This is a genomic window from Streptomyces sp. NPDC058239, from assembly GCF_042882185.1.
Classification (GTDB): Bacteria; Actinomycetota; Actinomycetes; order Streptomycetales; family Streptomycetaceae; genus Streptomyces.
This window is the reverse complement of the sequence record NZ_JBHVWS010000012.1, coordinates 42,584-65,767: the sequence shown is the minus strand read 5'-3', so window position 1 is coordinate 65,767 and position 23,184 is coordinate 42,584. Positions and strand designations below refer to the sequence as shown.

Annotated in this window: 20 protein-coding genes; 14 read left to right on the top strand and 6 right to left on the bottom strand. The window is 66.5% G+C overall.

Going from position 1 to position 23,184, the window contains the following annotated elements; translation table 11 throughout:
* Positions 1–12: 12 nt before the first annotated feature.
* Together ACFVYE_RS16300 and ACFVYE_RS16295 are read left to right on the top strand one after the other, a co-directional pair.
* Positions 13–1,014: an SEC-C metal-binding domain-containing protein gene (locus tag ACFVYE_RS16300; RefSeq protein WP_383961365.1), complete on the top strand. Its 1,002-nt coding sequence runs from the start codon at positions 13–15 to the stop codon at positions 1,012–1,014.
* A gap of 109 nt (positions 1,015–1,123) precedes the next feature.
* Entirely contained in the window at positions 1,124–1,624 is a 501-nt protein-coding gene (locus ACFVYE_RS16295) for a GNAT family N-acetyltransferase (protein ID WP_383961363.1), read from the top strand.
* 100 nt (positions 1,625–1,724) lie between these two features.
* On the opposite strand, the gene ACFVYE_RS16290 is transcribed toward ACFVYE_RS16295, so the two are convergent.
* Positions 1,725–2,144: a RidA family protein gene (locus ACFVYE_RS16290; protein ID WP_389605995.1), complete on the bottom strand. Its 420-nt coding sequence runs from the start codon at positions 2,142–2,144 to the stop codon at positions 1,725–1,727.
* Between the two features lie 290 nt (positions 2,145–2,434).
* On the opposite strand from ACFVYE_RS16290, the gene ACFVYE_RS16285 reads away from it, so the two are divergent.
* Positions 2,435–5,575 (top strand): DUF3427 domain-containing protein, encoded by a 3,141-nt coding sequence (locus ACFVYE_RS16285; protein WP_389605993.1) that lies wholly within the window; start codon positions 2,435–2,437, stop codon positions 5,573–5,575.
* Here the strand turns inward: ACFVYE_RS16285 and ACFVYE_RS16280 are convergent.
* From ACFVYE_RS16280 to ACFVYE_RS16270, 3 genes are all read right to left on the bottom strand, one after another.
* A complete protein-coding gene (locus tag ACFVYE_RS16280) occupies positions 5,572–6,555 on the bottom strand; it encodes a YDG/SRA domain-containing protein (RefSeq protein WP_389605991.1) in 984 nt (327 codons plus the stop codon). The genes ACFVYE_RS16285 and ACFVYE_RS16280 overlap by 4 nt on opposite strands.
* Before the next feature lie 177 nt (positions 6,556–6,732).
* The gene (locus ACFVYE_RS16275; protein WP_389605989.1) at positions 6,733–7,107 is read right to left on the bottom strand and encodes a hypothetical protein; all 375 of its coding nucleotides are present in this window, start codon (positions 7,105–7,107) and stop codon (positions 6,733–6,735) included.
* Entirely contained in the window at positions 7,104–7,769 is a 666-nt protein-coding gene (locus ACFVYE_RS16270) for an ATP-binding protein (protein WP_389605987.1), read from the bottom strand. Before ACFVYE_RS16270 ends, ACFVYE_RS16275 begins: the two co-directional genes overlap by 4 nt.
* 192 nt (positions 7,770–7,961) lie before the next feature.
* Here ACFVYE_RS16270 and ACFVYE_RS16265 point away from each other — a divergent pair, with 192 nt between their 5' ends.
* Genes ACFVYE_RS16265 through ACFVYE_RS16255 form a run of 3 tightly spaced genes read left to right on the top strand, consistent with a single transcriptional unit; the run spans position 7,962 to position 9,754 of the window.
* On the top strand, positions 7,962–8,807 hold the full coding sequence (locus ACFVYE_RS16265; protein WP_389605985.1) for a helix-turn-helix domain-containing protein: 846 nt from the start codon (positions 7,962–7,964) through the stop codon (positions 8,805–8,807).
* Entirely contained in the window at positions 8,807–9,037 is a 231-nt protein-coding gene (locus tag ACFVYE_RS16260) for a DUF397 domain-containing protein (protein ID WP_389605983.1), read from the top strand. Before ACFVYE_RS16265 ends, ACFVYE_RS16260 begins: the two co-directional genes overlap by 1 nt.
* 15 nt (positions 9,038–9,052) lie before the next feature.
* Positions 9,053–9,754: an HNH endonuclease gene (locus ACFVYE_RS16255; RefSeq protein ID WP_389605981.1), complete on the top strand. Its 702-nt coding sequence runs from the start codon at positions 9,053–9,055 to the stop codon at positions 9,752–9,754.
* A gap of 400 nt (positions 9,755–10,154) precedes the next feature.
* Here ACFVYE_RS16255 and ACFVYE_RS16250 read toward each other — a convergent pair whose 3' ends face one another.
* Complete coding sequence (locus tag ACFVYE_RS16250) at positions 10,155–12,935, bottom strand: M4 family metallopeptidase (RefSeq protein ID WP_389605979.1); 2,781 nt, start codon at positions 12,933–12,935, stop codon at positions 10,155–10,157.
* Positions 12,936–13,126: 191 nt separating this feature from the next.
* On the opposite strand from ACFVYE_RS16250, the gene ACFVYE_RS16245 reads away from it, so the two are divergent.
* The gene (locus ACFVYE_RS16245; protein ID WP_389605977.1) at positions 13,127–14,134 is read left to right on the top strand and encodes a helix-turn-helix domain-containing protein; all 1,008 of its coding nucleotides are present in this window, start codon (positions 13,127–13,129) and stop codon (positions 14,132–14,134) included.
* A 77-nt stretch (positions 14,135–14,211) separates the two neighbouring features.
* Here the strand turns inward: ACFVYE_RS16245 and ACFVYE_RS16240 are convergent, their stop codons facing one another.
* A complete protein-coding gene (locus ACFVYE_RS16240) occupies positions 14,212–15,195 on the bottom strand; it encodes a hypothetical protein (protein WP_389605975.1) in 984 nt (327 codons plus the stop codon).
* A 348-nt stretch (positions 15,196–15,543) separates the two neighbouring features.
* On the opposite strand from ACFVYE_RS16240, the gene ACFVYE_RS16235 reads away from it, so the two are divergent.
* The 7 genes from ACFVYE_RS16235 to ACFVYE_RS16205 all read left to right on the top strand — a co-directional run bounded on the left by ACFVYE_RS16235 (position 15,544) and on the right by ACFVYE_RS16205 (position 23,143).
* Positions 15,544–16,350, top strand: coding sequence for an alpha/beta fold hydrolase (locus tag ACFVYE_RS16235; RefSeq protein WP_383961293.1), 807 nt, complete (start codon positions 15,544–15,546; stop codon positions 16,348–16,350).
* 88 nt (positions 16,351–16,438) lie between these two features.
* Entirely contained in the window at positions 16,439–17,437 is a 999-nt protein-coding gene (locus ACFVYE_RS16230) for a WD40 repeat domain-containing protein (protein WP_389605973.1), read from the top strand.
* Positions 17,438–17,679: 242 nt separating this feature from the next.
* Positions 17,680–17,991, top strand: coding sequence for an ArsR/SmtB family transcription factor (locus ACFVYE_RS16225; RefSeq protein WP_383961287.1), 312 nt, complete (start codon positions 17,680–17,682; stop codon positions 17,989–17,991).
* Positions 17,992–18,079: 88 nt separating this feature from the next.
* On the top strand, positions 18,080–19,288 hold the full coding sequence (locus ACFVYE_RS16220) for an MFS transporter (protein ID WP_383961285.1): 1,209 nt from the start codon (positions 18,080–18,082) through the stop codon (positions 19,286–19,288).
* Between the two features lie 160 nt (positions 19,289–19,448).
* Positions 19,449–21,341 carry a serine/threonine-protein kinase gene (locus ACFVYE_RS16215; RefSeq protein WP_389605970.1) on the top strand — a complete coding sequence of 631 codons (1,893 nt, stop codon included), beginning with the start codon at positions 19,449–19,451 and terminating at the stop codon, positions 21,339–21,341.
* A gap of 147 nt (positions 21,342–21,488) precedes the next feature.
* A complete protein-coding gene (locus ACFVYE_RS16210) occupies positions 21,489–22,055 on the top strand; it encodes a DinB family protein (RefSeq protein ID WP_389605968.1) in 567 nt (188 codons plus the stop codon).
* Positions 22,056–22,330: 275 nt separating this feature from the next.
* Positions 22,331–23,143, top strand: coding sequence for a hypothetical protein (locus ACFVYE_RS16205; protein ID WP_383961277.1), 813 nt, complete (start codon positions 22,331–22,333; stop codon positions 23,141–23,143).
* The last annotated feature ends 41 nt before the right edge of the window (positions 23,144–23,184 follow it).

Below are 23,184 nucleotides of genomic sequence, written 5' to 3'. Positions count from 1 at the left end.
ACGGTGTGGTTCATGCGCCCCGACACGCCTGCTGACCACATCACCGAAGCCGAGCGCCTGCTGCGCACCGCGGCGCAGTACCCCGAGGACCGCGAGCCGCTGCTCCTCCAGGCCGCGGCCCATCTGGAGCTCGCCGGTGACCGCGCCCGCGCCACCACCCTCTACGACGAACTGCTCGGCTCCCCCGACCTCGACCACCCGCACCTGGTCAAGGCCCTGAACGCGGCCAATCTGTGGGAGTACGGCCACGAGGCCGAGGCCCGCGCGATCATCGACGGCATCCGTGCCGCGGGCCCGCTCGACCCGGCGCCCTGGGTGATCGCGGCCGAGACCCTCGAATCGCACGACGAGCTGGAGGCGGCCCACGACTACTTCACGACCGCGCTGACGCTCCTCCTCACACCGGGCGAGGAGGTCCCGTACGCCACGCAGTCGCTGCTGATCGGCCGCCACCGTGTGCGAAGGCTGATGGGCGTCGAGCACGACGTCTGGGACGAGCTGGCCGACACCGTCCACGCGGCCTCCGTCCCGCTGGACGAGCTGCACGACCCGAAGCGCCTGTGGGCGCTCGGCTCCTCGGACCCGGGCGAGCTCCGGGCCGAGATCACCCGCCTCCGCGCCGAACTGGGCACGTACCGCACCGCGCTGTCCCGCCCGTTCCCGGTGGCGGTGCTGCACTGGCCGGCCACCGAACTCGACGAACTCCTCAGCGCGTACCCGGTCCTGCGCAGCGAGTACCCCTCCCACGCCGACCACCTGGCCCGCCTGGAAGCCGCCCTCCGCGACCTCCACCAGGCCGGCACCCCGAACCTCGGCATCGTGACGGGCACGGTCCCGTCGTACGAGGCCTTCGCCGCCTCGGAAGCCACGTCCCCGGCCGATCCGGACCTCCTCCCCCAGTACGCCACCACCCTCGCCGCCCGCGGCCGAGCGGTCCCCTGGCCCCCGGCCCGCAGCGCGCCCTGCTGGTGCGGATCGGGACGGACCTACCGGGAGTGCCACGGGGCGGCGTGACGGCCCCGGCCGATCGGGGGCCCCGCCACGGCAGGGCCCCCGATCGCAGGTCCACGTCCCTTCCCGCCACGGCAGGACCTCCGGCCCCAGCCCCCCGTACCCTTCTCCCATGCCCGAACTCCAGCGCCTCCGCGCCGATCACGTCCCGGCCCTGCTCGCGTTCGAGCAGGAGAACCGCGCCTTCTTCGCCGCGTCGGTACCGGACCGCGGCGACGACTACTTCGCCCACTTCGAAGCCCGGCTCGCCGCGCTGCTCGCCGAACAGGCCGCGGGAGTCTGCCACTTCCACGTCCTGGTGGACACCGATTCCAACGGCGAGGGCGAGATCCTGGGCCGGTTCAACCTGGTCGACGTCGCGGACGGCTCCGCCGAACTGGGCTTCCGTATAGCCGAAAAGGCCACCCACCGAGGCCTGGCCACGGCCACCGTCCGCCGGATCTGCACCCTGGCCGCCACCGAGTACGGCCTGACCGCACTGCGCGCGGCAGCCGCGCTCGACAACACGGCCTCACGCGCGGTCCTGACCCGTACGGGGTTCGTCCCCACCGGAGAAGAACTCCTGCTGAACGACCGCCCGGCGCTCGGTTACGTACGGAGCACTACGGGCTAGGCCCGAGGGAGCGCCGAGCTCTGAGGAACGCGGGTGCGAGCGCGGGGTGTAACGGTGTTGCGCGGCAGACGAACCCTGTTCCGGCGGATCCCGGCTGTGGCTAACTTTCGGGCCCGTCGGCCGGACGGACCGCGACAGCGTCGATCTCGAAGAGCATCCCGGGCAGCGCGAGCGAGGCGACCCCGCTGAGCGTCTGGGCGGGCAGCCGGTCGCCCCAGGCGCCGTGCAGCGCCTCGCCGAGGATCTCCAGCTTCTCCAGGTCATGGTCGACGATGTAGGTGCCGAGCCGTACGACATGTTCGAAGCCGAGACCGACACCGGCGAGCGCGATGCGCAAATTGCCGAAGGACCGCTCGACCTGTGCGGCAAAGTCACCGGGTACGACCTGGCCGGCGTCGTCGGAGGCGTACTGCCCACCGATGAACACCAGCTCGCCGGGTGCGGAAGCGGCGTGGCTGTAACCGAACGGGGTGGGGTCGTGCAGCCCGGCAGAGTTGGTGATGGTGCGGTTGTCGCTCATGTCTCGCGATTCCTTCAAGTGCGGTGTTTCCACCCGGTGAAGCTCCCCAGCGGAGTGGACACTCGATCCCTACGCTGCGAGGGCGATGTCGTGACTCTACTTGAGGCGCTTCGGGCGGGTTTCGGCAGCCGGGCGTGGAGTGCGGCCGTCGGCGGTTGCAGTCTTGAGTTGATCACGACGCCCTTCTGAAGCCCCTCCCCCCAACACGGGCAGGCGTATGCGAGAGCGGCTTTGTCAGCCCCGCTTGATAGAACTGCACGCATAGCTGGCGAGATGAGGGGGACTCGGCGATGCCCAACGACTTTGCAGGCGAAGCAGCTCCGGTTGCTGGGCTCTACGAGACGCTGATCACCCATCGTCTCGAAGAGCGAATGAAGCAACTCGACTCCACGGGCTGGCGCTCCATCGATGAAATGGTCGGCCCTGAATCTGTACCTCACGTGCTGTCACGGCACATCGGGAGTGTCGTGCGGCGGGTCCTCCAGGGCCTCTCACCTGCGGAGCAGGTGGTCGCCGCCAACCACATCCTGGATTCACTCAACACTATCGAAGGTGCGACCGAGTGGGTCGATCTCGTCATCGAGGGCCCTCGACAGTTGCTCGCAGTCGCGGAGCAAGAAGCTCCTGGCGTCTACGCAATTCGCCCGGCGACACCCCTCTCCGAGACAGCATTGATAACCAACTCGCCTGACGACCCGAGCCTGGGCTTTGAGCTGCGCGCCGAGTTGGCTACAGCGGACCGTGTTGATCTCCTCTGTGCCTTTGTGAAGTGGCACGGACTCCGAGTCCTTGAGCAGTCGCTCTCCTCCGCACGCGATCGCGGCGTACCCATCCGTGTGTTGACAACGACCTACATCGGAGCCACAGAACGTCGCGCGCTAGATCGCCTCGTCCGCGAATTCGGTGCCGAGGTAAAGGTCAATTACGAACTCCGCTCAACACGCCTTCACGCCAAGGCCTGGCTCTTCCGTCGCGAGAGCGGCTTCGACACGGCGTACGTCGGCAGCTCGAACCTGTCCAAGGCCGCGCTTCTTGACGGGCTCGAATGGAACGTTCGACTGTCGTCGGTTGCCACGCCATCAGTCCTACGCAAGTTCGAGGCGACATTCGACGCGTACTGGAGTGAGCGTTCCTTCGAGCCATACGACCCCGACATCGACGCGCAACGACTGGACGATGCGCTCTCTCACGCTGGCGGATCCAGCCAAAACGGCAGCACCACCATCACGCTCTCCGGACTTGAAGTCCGCCCCTATCCGCACCAGCGCGACATGCTGGAGCGCCTAGAAGTGGAACGCACCGTCCACGATCGGCACCGCAACCTCCTCGTTGCCGCGACCGGCACAGGCAAGACCGTGATGGCAGCTCTGGACTTCAAGCGTCTGCGGGGGACGCTGGGCCGTGACCCGCGGCTGCTCTTCGTCGCCCATCGCAAGGAGATTCTGGAGCAGTCTCTGCGCGTCTACCAGAACGTGCTGATTGACGCGAACTTCGGCGAGCTCTTCGTCGGTGGGGAGATCCCTGATAGCTGGACGCATGTGTTCGCCAGCGTCCAGTCGCTCAACTCACGTGTGCTGGACCGCTTCCCTCCAGATCACTTTGACGTCATCGTGATCGACGAGTTCCATCACGGCACGTCCCCCACGTACCGCCGGATTCTGGATCACTTCGAGCCAAAGGAACTGCTGGGACTCACCGCTACCCCAGAACGCATGGATGGGCTGAACATCCAGGACGAGTTCTTTGAGGGCCGTATCGCCGCAGAAATGCGTCTCTGGGAAGCCCTGGAGAACGACCTGCTCAGTCCATTCCACTACTTCGGTGTCACCGACAACACCGACATGAGCGCCATCTCCTGGAAGCGAGGGTCGTACGACGCCACGGCCCTCAGTAATCTCTTCACTGGCAATGCCGCTCGGGCCAGGCTCGTCGTGCAAGCCGTGAAGGACAAGATTGCCGACCCGGGCTCGATGCGCGCTTTGGGCTTCTGCGTCTCAGTCACGCATGCCATCTTCATGGCCGACTTCTTCCGTCGAGCCGGCCTCAACGCGGTCGCCCTGTCCGGCGAGACCTCACGTCATGAGCGCAAGGACGCCCTAGATCAGCTCAAGACAGGCGCGCTCCAGGTCATCTTCTCTGTCGACCTGTTCAACGAGGGTCTCGACATCCCTGACGTCGACACCCTGCTCCTCTTGCGCCCTACTTCCAGCGCCACAGTGTTTCTCCAACAGCTGGGACGAGGCCTGCGTCGGACCGAAGATAAGGCCGTCCTCACTGTCCTGGACTTCATCGGTCAGCACCGCAAGGAGTTCCGCTTCGAGGAGCAGTTCCGCGCGCTGACCAACCTCACTCGCAATCGCCTGCTCGCCAACATCGAGCATGACTTTCCGCAGCTGCCATCTGGCTGCCAGATCATCCTTGAGTCGAAGGCCAAAGAGCTGATCATTGACAACATCCGCAGCCAGATCAGCGTCAACGTCACTCAGCTTGCACGCGAGGTCGCCGCCTACGCCGAACCTCGGCTCGCCCTTTACCTCAAGGAGAGCGGTCGCGAGCTCAAGGAGCTCTACCGGGGCAACGGGAACTCATGGACGGGTCTGCTCCGCCGGGCCAAGCTCCTACCCGAGACCGGGCCGGAGGGAGAAGCTTCGCTGCTGAAGCGCGTATCGGCGTTCCTTCACGTCGATGATCCGCTCCGAGTCGCCGCGTACAGCAAGCTCCTCGCTGACGAGGCCCCCACATACGACGACCTCAGCGAGCAGGAACAGGCGTATGCCCGCATGTTTTTCTTCTGCCTGTGGCCGTTGGGCGGCGACTTCAACAGCTACCAGGACGGCTTCAACACCCTTCGCCCTCAGTACGCCTTCCGCGACGAGCTCCGCCAGGTCTTCGCTCACGCCCTGGACCAGGCCGACCACGTACCCGTCCCGCTGCTCGGCAGGCATGCAAGCCTGCCGCTGACAGTGCACTCCTCGTACAGCCGCGAAGAGATCCTCCCTGCGCTGGGGCAGTCCCATGTGGGCGGCTTCATGCCGGGACACTTCCGCGAAGGTGTGAAGTGGTGCGAGAACATCCAGACTGACGCGCTACTCATCACCCTCGAAAAGGACGAGAAGGACTTTTCGCCAGAGACTCGCTACAAGGACTACGCCCTCAACGAGTCCCTGTTCCACTGGGAATCCCAGAACCAGACCTCCGAGGCATCCCCCACCGGCATCCGCTACCAGACCCACAAGGAGAAGGACACTCACGTCCTACTCTTCGTTCGCCGCTACAAGAAGACGGATATCGGCGGGCCGCAGCCGTGGATACTTCTTGGCCCCGCCGAGTACGAGAAGCACCAAGGCAGCAAGCCAATGGGCGTTGTATGGAAGCTCCGCCATGAGATGCCTGCTGATGTATGGACCTACTCAACGATTGCTGCGGGTTAGCGATCCAGATTACTTATACGCCAGAAGCGACGGTGCGCTCGCAGGAATCGCTTCCCAATGCGATGCTGCTCCACCGTCCTCAACGGAACCGTCCGCGAGGTCAGACCTTCTGCATAGCGATCCACAACATGGAAATCATCGGTCAGATAAAGGGCACCACGATCAAGTCGCACGTGGCAGTTAGGGCATAGACACAACACATTCCCTTCGACATCGGGGCCCCCTGCCGAGCCCCCGAGTGCTTGTATGTGCGCTCCCTCGGCATAGCTCTTACCCCCGGCCCCCACTGTCAGCGCCAGAGCACAGATCTGACACGTGTACTCGTGCCACCGCTTGACCCGACGGACAACAGCCGTGTCACGGACGATACGTTCGACCGTGGCCTTCCGTCGCTGCGTAGCCACCTCAGGCACGCCAGCACTGTTCTCATCGGCCGCGCCTTGGTCTTGCCGGTCGAGGATGTCTCGGACCTGCTGCTCAACGGGCGTAAGTTCCTGCGTTTCAGCTGGGAGGCGACGCAGCCTAAACCGACAGATCTGGAAGCCGGCCTTACCGCCTTCGGTCCACTCTTCGACAATCTGGTAAAGGCCGTCATACCGGTACCCGCTTACAGGCGAATAATCTCGCTCACCTTTACTGCCCCGGATGACCCGTATAGGGTTGCCCAATATCCGACTTCTCCGGAGACCCGCGTTCCCATGGTTCTCCCAAGTCTGATCCTCCATCTGCCGACCAGTGTTGCGATCCCGACCACCAGCACCTGTGTAAATGACCTCATCCCACTCATCGAGATCATCTTCATAGCCCTGATTCAGCACGATCGCATCGGCAGCTCTCTCCCCGTCGGCATCAAGCCCCCACGAGATGCCCGCCTCGCGCTCTTTGTGAAGCTTGGCATCCTTGACAGCTTGCCGTGATTCAAAATGGACGCCCGGAAGAAATTCATCCACATGCCCGAAGGAAGCTCTGTACGCAGCCATGCGAACATACTTCCGGCCATTCGATCATTTTCGATCACTCCTGCCACTTCGTGGTGCTAAGTGGCTGAATTCTTCCTACACTTGGCCTAAAGATGACCACCTACCGAGCCTGGTCCGGCACCTAGTCCAGGCCATGGCCGCGAGCACATCCAGTAGGGAGATCGGCGATCAGTTTGACTACCCATTGGAACGACTCGCAGCGTTCTCGTGAAAGGCCACGAGCAACTTCGAACACTCTTCGCCGATCCTCGCCAACAGATGGCTAATTGCCTCTGCCCCCATACCCGGACCTGGAGGTTCGATTTCACGCCAGTGGATGGGGGCCCTTGCCAACACGATCGTCGGCGTCACCTCAACAGTGATGAGAAAGAAGTCGTCCCGCCGACCGAGGGGCATCAGTTGGTACACCGACACTCCGGGCAAGAGGCCACAATGCTGTGCAGCGCACACGAGGCACCACAGGTTGTACGACTCTGTCCAGTCGCAGTCCCCCTCCAAGTCATCCAGCTCTTCGGCGATTTCAACAAGTTCCTCAGGCGAAGGCTGCTTCACGCCGGATCAGCCACCTCGGCTTCGAAGTGCGTTTGTGCGCGGTCGAGAGCGTCGTCCGGATCGCAGCCGTGAGCACGGAGCCAATGGAGGAGGTCGACGATGAGATCGATCGCCATCTCCTTCCCCAAGGTCAGGCTCAGCCGCTCACGACGGGAGTTCGACGGGAGGCCGCCGAGTCCGCAAAGCCCCAGCAGTGCTTCCGCCTTCGCGACTTGGGGACCATCGACGTGATCGTTTGATGACCGGAGGCCGGTGGCCAGCTCGCACCAGGTGACCTTGGAGTCACCGCGCAGGATGACGCCCCAGCGATCTGCAATACCGTCCACAAGGGCCATACCCCGCCCCGTCTCACTCTCCCCCGCTGCCGTGATGAGCGTAGGGAGCGCTTGCAGATAGGGATCGCTTACCTCGATGCGAAGACGGTCTCCGTTCATGGATACGGCTAGACACGACGGGGTGCCGGGGCCTACATGCTTGACCACATTTGTGACTAGCTCCGTAACGCAGACCTGCGCCGCGTAGACGACTCCCGGCAATCCCCAGAGCTCCAGATGTAACCGCATCACTCGCCGCAGGCCGGCGAGTTCCTCCGCTTCTGCCAGAAACGCCAGATCCCAAGCTTTTCTGTCCACGCCGAAACGACACTCATCCAAGCCGACCACTCCTCCACCATCAGTTGGTCACTGTGTGTGCCCGCTCTCTCTCATACGGTGGCAGTGAAACTCTCAAAATGGAACTCTCATGTGGAAGCAACGGGAGCACACGAACTGGCGCACGCCCCCGGAGTGCGCTGTCTTGCTCGATGCACCCCGCACGATGCACGCTCTTGGGGATCAACGTGAAGGACCACAGCCATGCCAGTCGGACCAACCACCCGTAGACGCCAACTCGGCGCGGATCTGCGCCGCCTCCGCGAGCACAAGGGCCTCACGTTGGAAGAGGCCGGGGCACGGGTCGGCATCTCCAAAGCAACCTTGAGTCGATACGAGACGAAGGAAGGCACGGTCAAGTGGCCAGCAGTCGACGCCCTCTGTCGTGAGTACGGCGCCTCGGATCAGGAACGTGCCTCGTTGGTCGAGCTGGCCAAGGGCGCACGGATCCAGGGGTGGTGGCGGTCCCTCGCGGATCCAATCCCCGAGTCGATGAATCTCATGCTGACTCTTGAAGACGAAGTGGTCAGTGAAGACCATTACGCCTGTATGTACGTGCCTGGCCTGCTCCAGACGCGCGCATACGCAGAAGCGGTTCATCGCGCCTCAGAGATGCGGTGTACGGACCAGGAAATCCACCACATGGTGGACATCCGCATGAAGCGGCAGGAGCTCCTCGCTCGGGTCGAACCTCCGCACATCTGGGCAGTGATTGACGAAGCGGTCATCCGACGCATCGTGGGTGGCCGCGCCGTCATGCGCGAGCAGTTGAAGCATCTCAGTGCACAGGCCACCCAGCCCCACGTCACCGTTCAAATACTGCCGTTCGAAGCGGGTGCTCACGCCGCTGCGGTGGGCAGTTTCGTCGTCCTCGGCGGCCCCGCACCCGAACTCGACGTCGTGTACGTGGACATCATCGGTGGCGGACTCTTCATGGAGAAGCCGCAAGAACTCGCACGCTATAAGTTGGCGTTCGAGTACCTGCGTGCGCAGGCGTTGGATATCGACCTGTCTGCCGCGCTCCTGGACCAGGTCTGTGGGGAGCTTTGATGGATCACGAACGCACGCACTGGTTCAAGTCGTCCTACAGCGGCGGTAGCGGCACCGAGTGCGTCGAGGTCGCCGACCTGATATCCGCCATCGGTGTACGCGACTCGAAGCAGCCCCAAGGGCCGCGAATCGCCGTCCAACGAAGCACCTGGACCGAGTTCGTACAGGGCCTGCGACAGCCTGCACGCGCGTCGAATGTCAGTGCCTCCCCTTACGATCCTCGCGATTGAGCAGAGGGAGGGCGTGTGGTGGACGTAATCCGTCGCGGCGAGCGGGGTAAGCAGAAGACCTGGCAATGGCTCATGGTCCTGACAGCGCAGCGCGGGCTGTGTACCTACTGTGGCCGGTCGGCTGCTACGACGATCGACCACGAAGAGCCCATCGCTGACGGGGGAGCGGACATCTGGTGGAATTTCGTTCCGGCCTGCGACGACTGCAATCGCTGGAAGAAGGGCCGCAGCGCCAGACGCTGGGCGGCGGACATGGACCTGCACCACAGGTATCCGAAGGCGGGCTTTGCAACGCGGGCTATGCGGCCCGCGGTCTACGCTGGCATCACGAGGCGTGTGGAGCGTGTGCAGCGGGAGATAGCGGACATGGATCGCCGCGAGTGGTTCCGCCAGCACTATGGGGATGAGAGGCATCAGAACAAGACCGAGCTGTCCGAGATCCTTGCACGCTGCAAGGCGGAGTTGCGGGGGTACCCGCACCATCCCTGGCGCACACCGAAGCTCGGCACGTCTCGGAACGTCTGTACCCGCTTGATGTGCTGCGGCTACCAGCACCCGAAGACTAAGCACATGGTGGCCTTCCTGGAGCGCGAGGAGCACGACGCCTTCCGACGAGCCGTCTTCAACGAACGCGCCCATGAGGGGGATGTTCTGGGGCGGCTCATCAGGGAGTACCTCCTTGGCAAGCAGTGCGGGGGCGACGATGGCGCGGCATAGTCATGCAGGGCGGCGGGATTAACCCCGACGTTCCGCCAGTGGCCGCCGGTAAGGCAAGGTGAGGCCGGGGCGCGGTCCACGGGGGTCGGCCCGTGAATTCGCCCCCTTGTCAGCCCTGATTCGGCAGAACCACCGGCATCCCGTCGATCTCCGCGAACCCTCCGAAGCGTTTCTGGCCGCTCCTCTCAGGGCCGTCGTCGTTCATGTCCGGAAGTCCGGGCCTCCCAGCGGGTGGGGACTCAAACGACAAGCAACGTGCGTACGGGGCCGGATTGGCCCGGGCCAACGATTGAACCGGCATCACGGGCCGCGGCATGACGGAGCCCCCGACGCGAGGACGCGTAGAGGGCTCCGCCATGCCCGTAATACAGGCCATCACTACATGCCGGCCATTACCTGCTCACGCACACCGGCCCGCCGGACGCTCCCGCGTCACCAGGTCCGTGTAGCCCGTGGTCCCGTCGATCCACACCACCCGCTGCCCGCCGTCGGCTGCCGCGTAGAGCTGCTCCCCGCGGTTGCAGGAGACGCGCACCGCCGGGCCCGTGCCGTCCGTCGGGACCTGCCAGAGCTTCGAGAGCGACTCGTTGCGCCAGACCGTGTCCGGCACCTGGGCGGTGACCGTCGCCGAGGTGTCGCTGACCGTCAGGTCGAAGGCGTAGAGCGCGCCGTTGCCCGACTCGGGGGTCAGGTCGAGCAGCTTGGAGCCGTCGTAGCGGGCCCGGCGGACCGCCAGCGTGCCGTCGGCGTCGTCGTCCGCCAGCCACACGACATGGGTACCGTCGAGGCCGGTCCCGCCGATCGACTGTGCCTGGTCGATGCCGGGCATCAGTGTGGTTTTGCCGGTGGACAGGTCGAGGGTCTCGATGCCCAGGTGGTAGCCGGACGCGTCCGGCCAGACCTTTCCGTATGCGAGGGTCGTGCCCCTGACCGAGGGCAGCGCCGAGCTCTTGGAGTACGAGCCTCCGTCGACGTAGGCCTGCCGGCCGGTCCTGATGTTGACGTATCCGGCGTGTCGGCGGCCGAAGGGGTCGGTTTCCTCGAAGACCACGATGTCGCCGTCGATCTTCAGCCCGCTGAGCGAGGTGAAGGAGGACCAGACCTTCTTCGGGAGCCCTCCCGAGATCGGCCGTGTGTAGACATCGATGCTCGACGTGCCGTACGAGGCCCAGACGACGGTCTTGCCGTCGGTCGCCGGGTAGACGTTGAAGTTTCCGTCGTTGGAGCTGATCATCCGCAGGCCGCCGCCGGTGGTCCTGCCCGCCCAGACCGAGAACGGTTCCGATCCGTCGTCGTTGGACCGGGAGGCGGCCCACCAGCCGCCACCCGCGCCGGTCCCGGTGGAGTAGGTGTTGAGCCTGCCCAGGAGCTTGTCGGAGTCGACGCCGAGCGCCTGCTCCCAACCGGGCACGATGCCATGGGCGTTGAACGAACGGGTGACGACGGCGAGCTGCTTGGAGGTCACGCCGAGTGCCTTGGCCGCCGCGATCGTGGCGTTGCGTCCCTGGGTGAAGCCGTCCAGCGGCGTCATGTACTCGACCAGCGCCTTGTACGCGATCTTGTCTGCCAGGTCGGCGCCCAGGTCCTGACGGATGTCCCAGAGGGCACCCGAGTAGATCGTGGAGTTGAGGTGGACGCCGCCGTTGTCGGTGCCGTAGGAGACCCCGAGGAAGTTCTTGGAGGTGGTCGCGCCGTCGTTGAGGTCGCGGAAGGCGCATTCACGCGGAGCAGTGGTGCGGCAGAGGTCCTCGCCGAGCAGTCCGGAGTCGGCGTCGCTCATCGGCGTACCGGAGGCAGTGACGTCGATGGCATTGCCGAAGTAGTCGGCGATCGCCTCGTTCATGGCGCCGGACTGGCCTGCGTAGACCAGATTCGCGGAGTTCTCGACCACGCCGTGGGTCATCTCGTGGCCGACCACGTCCAGGTCGGAGGAGAGGGGCTTGTACTCGTCGTCGCCCGTTCCGTACACCATCTTGGCGCCGTCCCAGAAGGCGTTGACATACGGCTGCCCAAAGGAGGTGACACCGACCATGGAGTTGATGTTCATGCCGCGCCCGTCGAGGCTGTCGCGGCCGTGGACCTGCTTGTAGTAGTCGTAGACCTTGCCGGCCGCCCAGTGCGCGTCGACCGCGCCCGCATCGGTGGCGTCCTTGCCGAACGTCTGGGTGTCGGAGCCGAATTCGCTGACGCCGCTGGGCCAGCGCCCGGACACCTCGCCGACGTCGTGGCCGCGGGCATCGAGGGTGTTGATCGTGCCGGTGGTGGTGTCCCACATGTGGGCGTAGTCGTTCATCGTGTACTGGCCGCGCGAGGCGTAGTAGTACAGATCCAGGTCGACCGTGGTGCCGTCGAGCTTGACGCCGGTGCCGGTGGTGCCGGGGAACTCCCGCCCCGGGGCTGCGGGGTCGTCGGACGTCGCGGTGGCGCCGGTTGCCTCGGCCGCGCCGCTCCGGCTGCCCTGGCCGGGCGCGCCGAAGGTCTTGATCGAGCTGTACTGGAGGAGGGGGAACCCGGCGCCCGCGTCGATGTAGACCTGCTGGAGCACCGGTTCGCCGGTGGCCGAGTCCGTACCCGAGACGGTGACCTGGCGCGTCAGTACGCCCTTGCCCTGCGGCAGGACGACCAGCTTGCCGGCGGTTCCGGTGAGCGGCTTGAGGTCCTTGGCGGCCACGCTCTCCTTGGTGAGCTTGGCGCTTCCCCCGCTCAGCTGCTGGGCGACGGCGGCCACCGCGCGCTGCACGGCGACCTTGTCGGAGACCTTGGCCGTGGTGCCGGTGTCGAGCTGGGTGAAGTACTGCCCGGAGGTCCCGGTGACCGTCCGCTTCCCGCCCTCGTTCCTCATCCGCACGATGTACTGGCCGCCGAGCACGTCGAGCCCGTGGTACGTCTGCCTGAGCCGCACGGTCTCCTCGGAGCCGTCCTTCAGGGTCTGCACGGCCTTCAGATCACCCTGGGGGTCACTGATGCGGTACCGGCTCTTCTTGGCGGCGAGATGCCTGGTGGCGGCTGCGGCCGCACTCACCTTCGCATCCGCCGGTTCCTTGATTCCGTCCACCAGTGCCGGGGTCGCGGTCTCCGTCCCCGGGATGACTTCTGCAGGCGTCGCAGCCGACGGGGTCGCCGCCTGGGCCGCGGGTACGACGCCGACGAGCAGAGCGGCGGCTCCCAACAGGGCCGCCACGCCGCTCACCCCGCCTATGCCGTTCGATCTGCCTGCACGCGCTCTGGATGTACGCAAGGTTCCCCTCCCACGCTGGCTGTCTGGGCATGCCCATGCAACCCTGAGTGACCTGTGCCCATCAATGCGTCACACGTGTTGACAAGTGGACACACACACTTGTGTGGGTGCAGTGGCCAGGACAGAATCCGGTCATGATCCAGGGGGCGGAACTGCAGGACCTCGGCCTGGGGGAGGACGAGGAGAGAACCTACGAAGCGCTGCTCAAGCAACGCGCCGCACAGCCCGGAGAACTGGCACGCATACTCGGCATTCCGCGCGAGCGGTTGAACGCCGCCCTGACCCGGCTCTCGGACCACGGCTTCACCACCCCTGCCGACTCCGCCTCCGCGCTCCCCCGCCCGGCAGCCCCGGCAGCGGCGATCCGCACTCTCATCCACCGCCGCCAGGCCGAACTACACCTTCGGTCGGCCGAGTTGGAACGCCTGATGATGTCGGCAGACCGGATCGCGGGCCGCCTGATGGAGGGTTCTCGCAGCGCATCGGAGGGCGGAATAGAGGTGGTGACCGGCACGCGCGCGGTGGGTGAACGAGCCGAGTCGCTGCTGGCCGCAGCGGAACACGAGGTGATGGTGCTCGACCGTCCCCCGTACGCCAAAGGCCCTGAAGACGCCGACAGTTCACGCACTCCGGGCCTGGACATCAAGGCCCTCCTCGACAGGGGGGTAGAGGTCCGCACGGTGATAGACCGCGAAGGTCTCTCCTACCCCGGGAGAATGCGTTCCCTCAACACCCTGGTCTCCCACGGCCTCCGCGCCCGCGTCACCACAGGCGTCCCTACCAAACTCATCATCATCGACCGCCGCATCACCCTCCTCCCCCCGACCGAAACCACGAACCCCACAGTCACGGCCCTGGTGGTCGGCGACGCCTTGCTCCGCAATGCCCTGGTCCCGCTCTTCGAAACAGTCTGGGACCAGGCGACCCCTCTCGGCGGCGCCGACGCCCCCCTTCCCGAAACCCAGAAAGAACTCCTCGGCCTGCTCGCCTCAGGCCTCAAGGACGAGGCCATAGCCCGCCGCATGGGCGTACACGTCCACACAGCCCGCCGCCGCATCTCACAACTCCTGGACTCCCTGAACGCAGAAACCCGCTTCCAGGCCGGCGCACAGGCCATACTGCGGGGCTGGCTCGACGTCTGAGCGGCGCGTCCGTACGCCGTTCACGGTGGTCGCGCGCGAGTGAACTCTCCTCGTCGCAACCCAGGACGCGTGCGAGGTCAGCGCTCGCCCGGCACGGCCGCCGACGTCCCGCTGATCCTCGCGATCCGTTCCCGCCACGGGACGCGGTCGGGCTCCGGCTCGGGGGCGCCGTGGAAGGTCGCGTGCGCTGCGGACCGGCGGCACGGGGCGCATTCCGTCTCGTCGGCCAGTGGGCGGAAGAGGTGTTTCCTGCCCGGGCCCTCGCACTCCAGCAGCTCGCGGACGGGCGGGGGCTCGTACGACAGGAGTGGGGCCTGAGGCTCGGGGAGTTTCTGGATGAGGCGGTAGCGGAGGAAGCCGACCGCTGAGCGCACGCCGTTTTCCGGGCGTTCGGCGAGTAAGGCCTGGCGCAGGTCGGACTCGCTCAGGCCGCGCTCCAGCCACTTGACCGCCTCAACGGCAAGGGCGCGGGCCTCCCGTACGCCCAGGTGCAGTTCGCGGCGTGAGTGGCGCAGGGAGAGCAGGACCCGTTCTGCCCGGGCCAGTTGGAGGGAGTCGGCTGCCCCGGACGTCGGTTCGGGGTCCGGGTCCGGCGTCGGCTCGGCTTCGGAGGGTGGGTGGGGAGTGGTCTTATCACTGTGGTCTTCTACCGGTTCATAGCCACCGGTCGGCCGGGCAGTCGGTTCGCCGACGGTCGGAAACCGCGTACTCGGCAGCGGCGGGGCGGCGGGCACGGCCCCTCGCAGATGTCCCGCCTGCTCACTCGTCAGAGGGTTGTTCGCGACCAACTGCTCGGTGATCCAGCGGCCCCCGCCGCCCTGGCTCCGCCACTCGTGCACATACCCGTGCTCGACCAGCTGTTGCTTCGCCTTCTGGTACGCGCGGCCCTTGATGCCCAGCTTCCGGGCGAGTTCACTCAAGGGCTTGGACGTGGAGTCCTCGGGAAGACCCTGGACGTACACGAGCAGGACCTTCGCGTCACTGTTCAGACGCGGATGGCGGATGACATCGTGCGATGCCTTCGTATAGCGCGCGGACGGCGCGATAGCATGACGCAGCATTTCCGGTGGCCTCTGGTTCCACTGGTGATGAAGGCCCTCGGTTGGTGTTACAGCACCGCCGGGGGCCGCTCCATGTACACGGGGGCAAACAGAGCGTGATGGTGTCGTCACCGTACCTCATCGCTTCCATCTCCCACCATGCGAACGGGACTTCGCACCGCGCCGGTGGTTCGCCGGTGTTGCATCCACCATGTCTGCGTCTGCGGCTTCGCGCGAAAGTTGGCAGGGATGGAAGTCCTGGCGGACTACCGAGCAGGGCATCCGCCAGGACGGGCGACCGCTGCCGGCAGCACGAAATGTCGGCGGACTCTCGGCGCGATGTCGCCCGGCAGGTACAGACTTGTGCGCATGACTGAGCTTCTCGCATCATCCGATGGCGGTCGGCCCATTACCGCTCTCGACGACGGACGCGGGCCGAACCTGCTGGTGGTCCACCCGGGCGGCGGAGACGCGACGACCTGGGACGGCGTCACCCGCCAACTGACCGACGACTTCCGCGTCGTCAGGATCCACCGACGGGTCTACGCTCCCGGGGCGGACATCGCGCTGCCCCATTCGATGGCCGTCGAGGCAGCCGACATCGTCGCCGTCGCGGAACTCCTCAAGCCCCCCGTGCTTCTCGTGGGGCATTCCTCGGGTGCCGTCGCCGCGATGGAAGCCGCCTTGCTCGCACCGGCGGCGTTCACCGGACTTTTTCTCTACGAACCTCCCATGCCCACGCGGGAGTTGGTCGCCGGAGAGGCGGGAGTCCGTGCCCGTGCCGCGCTCGACGCGGGCGACCCGGTCGAGGCGATGCGGATCCACATGCGCGACATCGTCCGCATGCCCGCAGGCGTGGTCGATGCGATGTTCGCCGACCAGCGGGTGCGAGCGGCGCTCTCCGCCCACGCGGAGGCGCTGATCGCCGATGACGAGGCGATCGACGCGCTCGGCGTCGGTATTGATCGCTTCGCAACGCTCGGAATGCCGACGACCCTGGTCGAGGGCGACCTCAGCCCCGCCCACTTGCGCGAGCGCCTGGCCGACCTGGCGGCAACCCTGCCGAACGCGCGGATCGTCACACTCACCGGCCAGGGACACGTCGCCCACCTCACCGCTCCTGACACCCTGGCCGACGCGGTCCGGGAGATGGCGGAACAGGTTCTCCACGCATGAGGCATCCGGGCCCTCCCGTCAGCCACCTTGCCTGTCTCTGACCGGCAGAGCGACTCCGGATGTCAGAGCCGGGCACTACCCTCGCCGCATGTCTGACGCACCGCTGCTGCTGAGCAGCGAAATACCTTCCTCGTCCCCGATCACCGACCTTGCCGTGGTCGAGATGGGTGGCACTTCGCTGGTGGTCTGCACCGACCACAACGGTGCCGTGTGGACCTGGGATCCGCAGCGGGACCTGTGGCAGAAGCGGTTAATGGCATACGCCTTTGCCGGAGATCCGCTCGCCGTCCAGTATCCCGATGCCGAGAACGAGCTGGATTCGGTGGCCGCGGCCGTCTCCGGCGGTCGCGTACTCCTGGCTGCCGGTGGCTCTGAACAGGGCTCGGCCCTCTGGGATCTGGAGAGCGGCGAGGTGCTCCGGGGGGCGATGTACGGCGATCCCTACGTCGGGTCCATGGCCACCTTGACGGGGGAAGGGCCGCCCCTGTTCGTGACGGGTGCGGATGCCGGAGTCCGGGTGTGGGGACTGTCCGTCGAGGAGCCCCTGGTGGAGCTGCCGGACAGCGATATCGACGGCATCTGCGCTGTCGCCACCGCACGGATCAACGGCCGCTCGCTGGTCGTGGCAGGCGGTGGCGACGTGGGCGTGTGGGATCTCGCGGGGGATGAGCAACTGGCCTCGTTCTACCCGGATGACGGCAGGATCGAAGCGGTCGCTGTGTCCCGGATCGCCGATCGTCCGATCGTGGTGGCGGCGGCGGAGCCGGGAGAGATTTACGTGTGGGGACTGTCGGGGGACGAGGCCGAGGGGCCGGTCCACGATCCGATCACCGGTCACGAGGGCGGGATCTGCGCCATGGACACCGCCACGGTCGGCAATCGATCCCTCGCGGTGACCGGGGGTGAGGACGCGACCGTACGCATGTGGGACCTGGCCGAGGGCGTGGGAATCGGTGCCCCGCTGACCGGCCATCGAGGCGGCGTCGCGGTAGTGCGGACCACAGTGCTCCGCGGCCGCGAAGTCGCCCTGAGTGCGGGCCGGGACGGCGTGATACGCGCCTGGGACCTGGCCGCCTTGTTGTCGTAGCGGTCGGCTCCAACAAACGCATCGGCAGCATCTTCAACAAGCTCGATCTGCCGGTCTGCACGGACGGGCATCGCCGGGTCCTGGCGGTGCTGGCGTTTCTCAGAGCCTGATGCCGTACGTGCTCCTGCGCGGTCTGCGGTTCGTCGAGTTCGACTTCACCCCTTCCGGTCGATTTGACTTGCCACTACATATCGCGAAAGCTAGATGCGTCCCCATGGAGAGGCAGACGGAGAGGCGGACCGATGGATCCCCTGGCTGTGCACAAAGCGCTCGCCAACCCCGCGCGCCTGCAGTTCATGCAGTGGCTCAAGGACCCGGCGAAGTACTTCGACGAGGACTCCTACCGGCAGCAGGGGCTCGGCTTCCACATCGGCGTATGCGTCGGCGACATCCAGAAGCGTGCCGGGCTGGCACAGTCGGTGGTGTCCGGCTACCTGCAGACCCTGAAGGACGCGGGGCTGCTCACCTCGGAACGCATCGGCAAGTGGACGTACTACCGACGCAACGAAACGGTGATCGCCGAGTTCGCCGCACACGTCCGCGACGAGCTGTAGCCCACCCGTAGCCCACTCGATTTCCATGCGCACTCCCTCTCCCCACAGCTCAATATATCTACTTTTCTAGATTTGATGAAGGGTCGCAATGCGAAAGACCTCCCTCACCGTCCTGGTGCTCGCCCTGGGCGTGTTCGGGATCATCACCACCGAGATGGGCATGGTCGGCGTACTCCCCCAGGTCTCGGCCGAGCTCCGCGTCACTCCGTCCGCCGCGGGGTGGCTCGTCGGCGTCTTCGCCCTGGTCATCGCGGTGTCCGGGCCGTTCACCACACTGCTCGCCTCCGGCGTCGACCGTAAGAAGGTGCTCGCCGCCGCAATCGCGGTGTTCGCCGTCTCCAATGCCGTCTACGCGCTCACCACGCAGTACGAGGTGATGCTGGCCTTCCGCGTCGTCCCCGCCCTCTTCCATCCGGTGTTCTTCGCTGTCGCGCTCGCGACCGCCGCACGGCTGGTGCCCGCCAAAGACGCGACCCGGGCGACGACGACCGTGTTCGGCGGAGTCACCGTCGGCTTCGCCTTCGGTGTGCCGCTGACCTCGTACCTCGCCGAGCATGTATCCCTGGCGTCGGCGTTCTGGTTCGGTGCGCTCGTCAACCTGATCGCCTTTCTCGGCATCCTGCGGTTCGTACCGTCGATGCCTGTCGGACAACGAGTGTCCTACGGTGCCCAGTTGAGCGTTCTCAAGCGGTCCCGGATGTGGCTGACCATCACGTCGGTCGTCCTCGTCTTCGCGGCGATGTTCTCGGTCTACGGCTACTTCGCCGAGTACCTCGGCCAGGTCACACACATGGACGGCACCTGGGTCAGCGCCATGCTGATGGCGTTCGGCGTCATCATGATCCTCGGGAATTTCGTCTTCGGCGGGCTGTTGCGGCGCAACCTGATTCGTACGGTGGTCGCCTACCCCGTCCTGTGTCTGCTCGTCTATGTGCTCCTGTACGCCGTCGGCCCGCTGTTCGCGCCGATGGTTCTGGCCGTACTGGTCTGGGGGGCCGTGCACTCGGGCGGGCTCGTCGTGAGCCAGAGCTGGCTGGGGAGGGACGCCGTCGACGCGCCCGAGTTCGGCAACAGCCTCTTCATCTCGTTCTCGAACCTCGGCATCACCATCGGAACCGCGGTCGGGGGCTGGGTCATGGCTGAGTACGGCGCACGTCAACTCGCATGGGCAGGAAGCGGGTTCGCGGTCGCCGCACTGATGGTCATGGCTCTGCGACTGGGACTGGACCGCACCGGTGCGCGACAGACTCCGCCCACCGGCCAAAAGGTGCGGACGCTCGGGGACGTTCGGAGCTGAGAGAACCGGATCCGGCCATCAGGACTCCCGTGGATCCCTCATCGGAACGGGCGCCGACGGGCCGCGCTTCTGCTTCCGGCGGCCGTCCTTTGGCTACCGGCGCCCGTCCTTGGATAGGGTGCCGTTCGATATCGGCGCTCTTCGGGGGAGACGTGAATTGATGAGCAGTCAGCAGCCGGAACGGGGCAGTGCCTCGCAGGTCTTCCAGCCACTCGCGGCGGACGATCCGACCACCATCGCCGGCTACCGGCTCGCCGCCAAGCTCGGTGCGGGCGGCATGGGCAAGGTGTATCTGTCGTACACGCCGGGCGGACGGCCCGTGGCCATCAAGGTGATCCGTCCGGAGTTCGGGGAGGACCCCGAGTTCCGTCGTCGGTTCGCCCAGGAAGTGCAGTCCGCACAGCGCGTGCAGGGCCTGTTCACCGCGCCCGTCATCGACGCCGACACCGACGGCGCGCAGCCCTGGCTGGCCACGGCGTACGTGCCGGGCCCCTCGCTCGCCGATGCGGTCGCCGCACACGGGGCGCTGCCTGCCGAGGCGGTGCTGCTGCTGATCGCCGGCATGGCCGAGGCTTTGCACGTCATCCACGGCGCGGGCATCGTGCACCGCGACCTCAAGCCGTCCAATGTGCTGCTCGCCGCCGACGGGCCCCGCGTCATCGACTTCGGTATCGCCTACGCCGCCGACGCGACCTCGCTCACCGGCAGCGGCGTCACCATCGGCACCCCCTCGTTCATGGCCCCCGAACAGGCCGCGGGGCGCAGGGTGACTCCGGCCACCGACATCTTCGCGCTCGGCCAGGTCGCGGCGTACGCGGCCACCGGATCCCCGGCCTTCGGTGAGGGGACCTCGCACGGCGTGCTCTACCGGATCGTCCACGAGGAGCCCGACCTCACCGCGGTCCCCGAGAAGCTGGTCGAGCTGGTCACCCGCTGCCTCGCCAAGGACCCCGAGGCCCGGCCTTCGATCGCCGAGATCATCGCGCTCTGCCAGTCCGCGAACGCCGAGACGGTGCTGCGCCGCCCCGAGGACTGGCTGCCGGGCTCGGTCGCCGCCGATATCACCGTACGCGCGGCGGCCCCTGCTCCGGTCCAGACCCCGCCTCCCCCGTCCTCCGCCCCGCCCGCGGCCTACTCGCCCACCACGCCGGTTGCCCCGGCCACCCCACCCCCGGGTTACGGCCCGCCTGTCACGAGCCAACATGCTCAGCACGCACAGCCCACTCAGGCCGCTCAGCACGCACAGCCCACTCAGGCCGCTCAGCCCCAAGGGCCGTACCGCCCGCCCGCTCCGGCGCAGCCCCAAGGGCCGTACCACACACCCGGCCAGGCCCAGACGCAAGCGCAGGCCCACGCCTACGCCCCGACCCAGTTCCCGACGCCCGCGCAGACGTACCCGGGACACCCCGTGCCCCCTGCGTCGCAGCCCGCGAAGCGTAAGAGCAACCGGGGCGCGGTCATTGCCATCGCCGCCGCGCTGATCTTCGGGATTGCCGGTGGAGGCACGGCGTACGTCCTGCTCAAGGACAACGGGAAGGAGAAGCAGAGCGACAACTCCGCGCAGGGAGAAAGTTCTTCACCGGGCGGCGCGGAGAAGAGCGACGGGGGCGACGGGAGCACGGAGAGCAGCCCGAAGCCGAACGTCAAACCCGATCCGAAGCCCGTCGACTACAAGGGCATCAACCTCACCGCCGGCTACCACCTGACGCTCGGGGACGACAATGTCCGGCCCCAGGAGGGCGAGGACGGTGGGTACGAACTCTCCTACGACACCGGCGGATACCTCGACGCGGAAAGCGAGGACGGGAACCTGGTGCTGCTCGATCCGGGGCAGGAGGGATCGCTCGACGCCTGCCGCGCGGACACCCGATTCACCGAGACCATCTATGTGAACAAACTGTCGAAGGGGCGCCAGGTCTGCGTCATCACGGGTGCGGGACACATGGGCCTCGTGACGATCCAGGGCTTCTCGTCCGAGGACTCGCCCAGTACGTACATGACGCTGGACCTGACTGTCTGGCGCAACGCTGTGAGTTCCGGCTCGGGCAACTGAGCCTGCGGAGGGCGGCATGGATCTCCTCGCCATTGCCGCCTTCCGCCCGCCCCTGCTCCAGCCGTAACCATCCGCCTCTGCTCCGCCCGCCTGCGCGGAAGGCATCCTGGTGTGGCTCCCACGAGCCGACCAGGAGGGCCAGGACCCATGGGGACGACGAGCGCGAACGACTTACAGGGCGGGGAGCGCGAGGATCTGCTCGCGCTCGTTGCTGATCAGCGCACCAACTTTCTCTTTACCGTCGCGGGCGTCAGTGATGAGCAGGCCGGCGTCGCCACCACCGTCAGCGAGCTGACGCTCGGCGGCCTGCTCAAGCATCTGGGCGACGTACAACGGACGTGGCTCGCCGTGGTCGACGGTACGGCGCCGGGCAACGTCGACTGGGCCGATCTCGACCCCAACGGCAACCGGATGACCAAGGGCGAGACCCTGGCCGGGCTGCTCGATGCCTTCCACGCGGCGGCAGCAAAGTTCGATCGCACGGTCCGGCAGGAGCCCGACCTCGACCGCCTCGTGACTCTCCCGCAGTATCCCTGGTCGCCGCCGGAACCGATCACCTGGACCGTCCGCCACGTGCTGTTGCATGTTTTCCGGGAGATCGCGCACCACAGTGGGCACGCGGACATCATCCGCGAGGCGCTGGACGGTGCCGGCACTACGGCTCGCATGGTTGAGGCCGCCTCGCGCGGGGGCGATGTGGCCGGCGACGGCTGACGGCAGGTGACTGAGGGGGCGGAAGGGGGCCGGGGCGGAGGGGGCTGGGGAGGGGCTTGGAAGGGGGCCGGCTCCGGTGAAGCATGTGCGGCCAAATGAGTGCCGATCGGGCCGTCTCCGGGACGCGCGGCAGGGAGTTTCAGGAGACTGGCAGTCAGTGCTGAAGGTGGCTCTTGACAGTTCGCACCGAAGGTCGATTTCCGGCCACAACACAACGCCCCGTACGCTGCAACACATCGGTCACCATCGGTCGGCCGGGAGAGAAGGGCGACAACATGACCTCCGAGACCAACACACTCGGCACCATCGATGCCACAACTGCCTTGCTGGAGGCGGAACTTCCGCGTCTGGAGCAGCACCAGCAAACCCTGGAAAAGGAGCTCGCGACCGTCACCGAGCGGCTGGAATCGGTGCGGACTGCGCTGACAGCCCTGCGTTCGCTGTCCACTGCCCCTGTCCCCTCCTCGAACACAAAGACGCAGGAGGTCAAGGCAGAGGAGGTCAAGGCAGAGGCCGAGGACGTCAAGGCGGAGGCGGAGACCGAGAGCGTTGCCGCTGTCAAGATTCCGCAGCAGGCTCAGCATTCCATTGACTCCGCCGTCCCGGCGGAGGTCCCGCAGGAGCCGGCAGCGGCCGCCCCCGCGCGCCGCACTGCCCGGAAGACTTCTGCGCCCAAGGGCCGCAAGCAGGCTCCCGCCAAGCCGAAGAGCGAGCGCGGGCCGGCCAAGAAGGCCGTCGCCACCAAGTCCGCCAAGCCCGCGAAGGCCACCGCGCCTGCCAAGGCCACCGCGCCCGCCAAGGACGCCAAGCCCGCGAAGGACGCCAAGCCCGCAAAGGCCAGGGCGCCGAAGAAGGCAGCGCCTGCCGCGCCTGTCGTCGACGACAGCGGCAGCCTCACCGAGATGGCCATGAAGGTGCTGTCCACGTTCGGCGACACACCTGTCCGTGCCCGTGAGGTCACGAAGGCCCTGGGGCGTGAGCTCACCCCCAACAGCATCAACACCGTGCGCAGCACCCTCGACCGGCTCGTCGGCACCTCCCGGGCGCACCGCGCCGGCCGAGGCCTGTACCAGGCGCCCGCCAACTGACGCTTCCCGCAAGGGAATCTGTTCAGACGCCCCCGTCACGG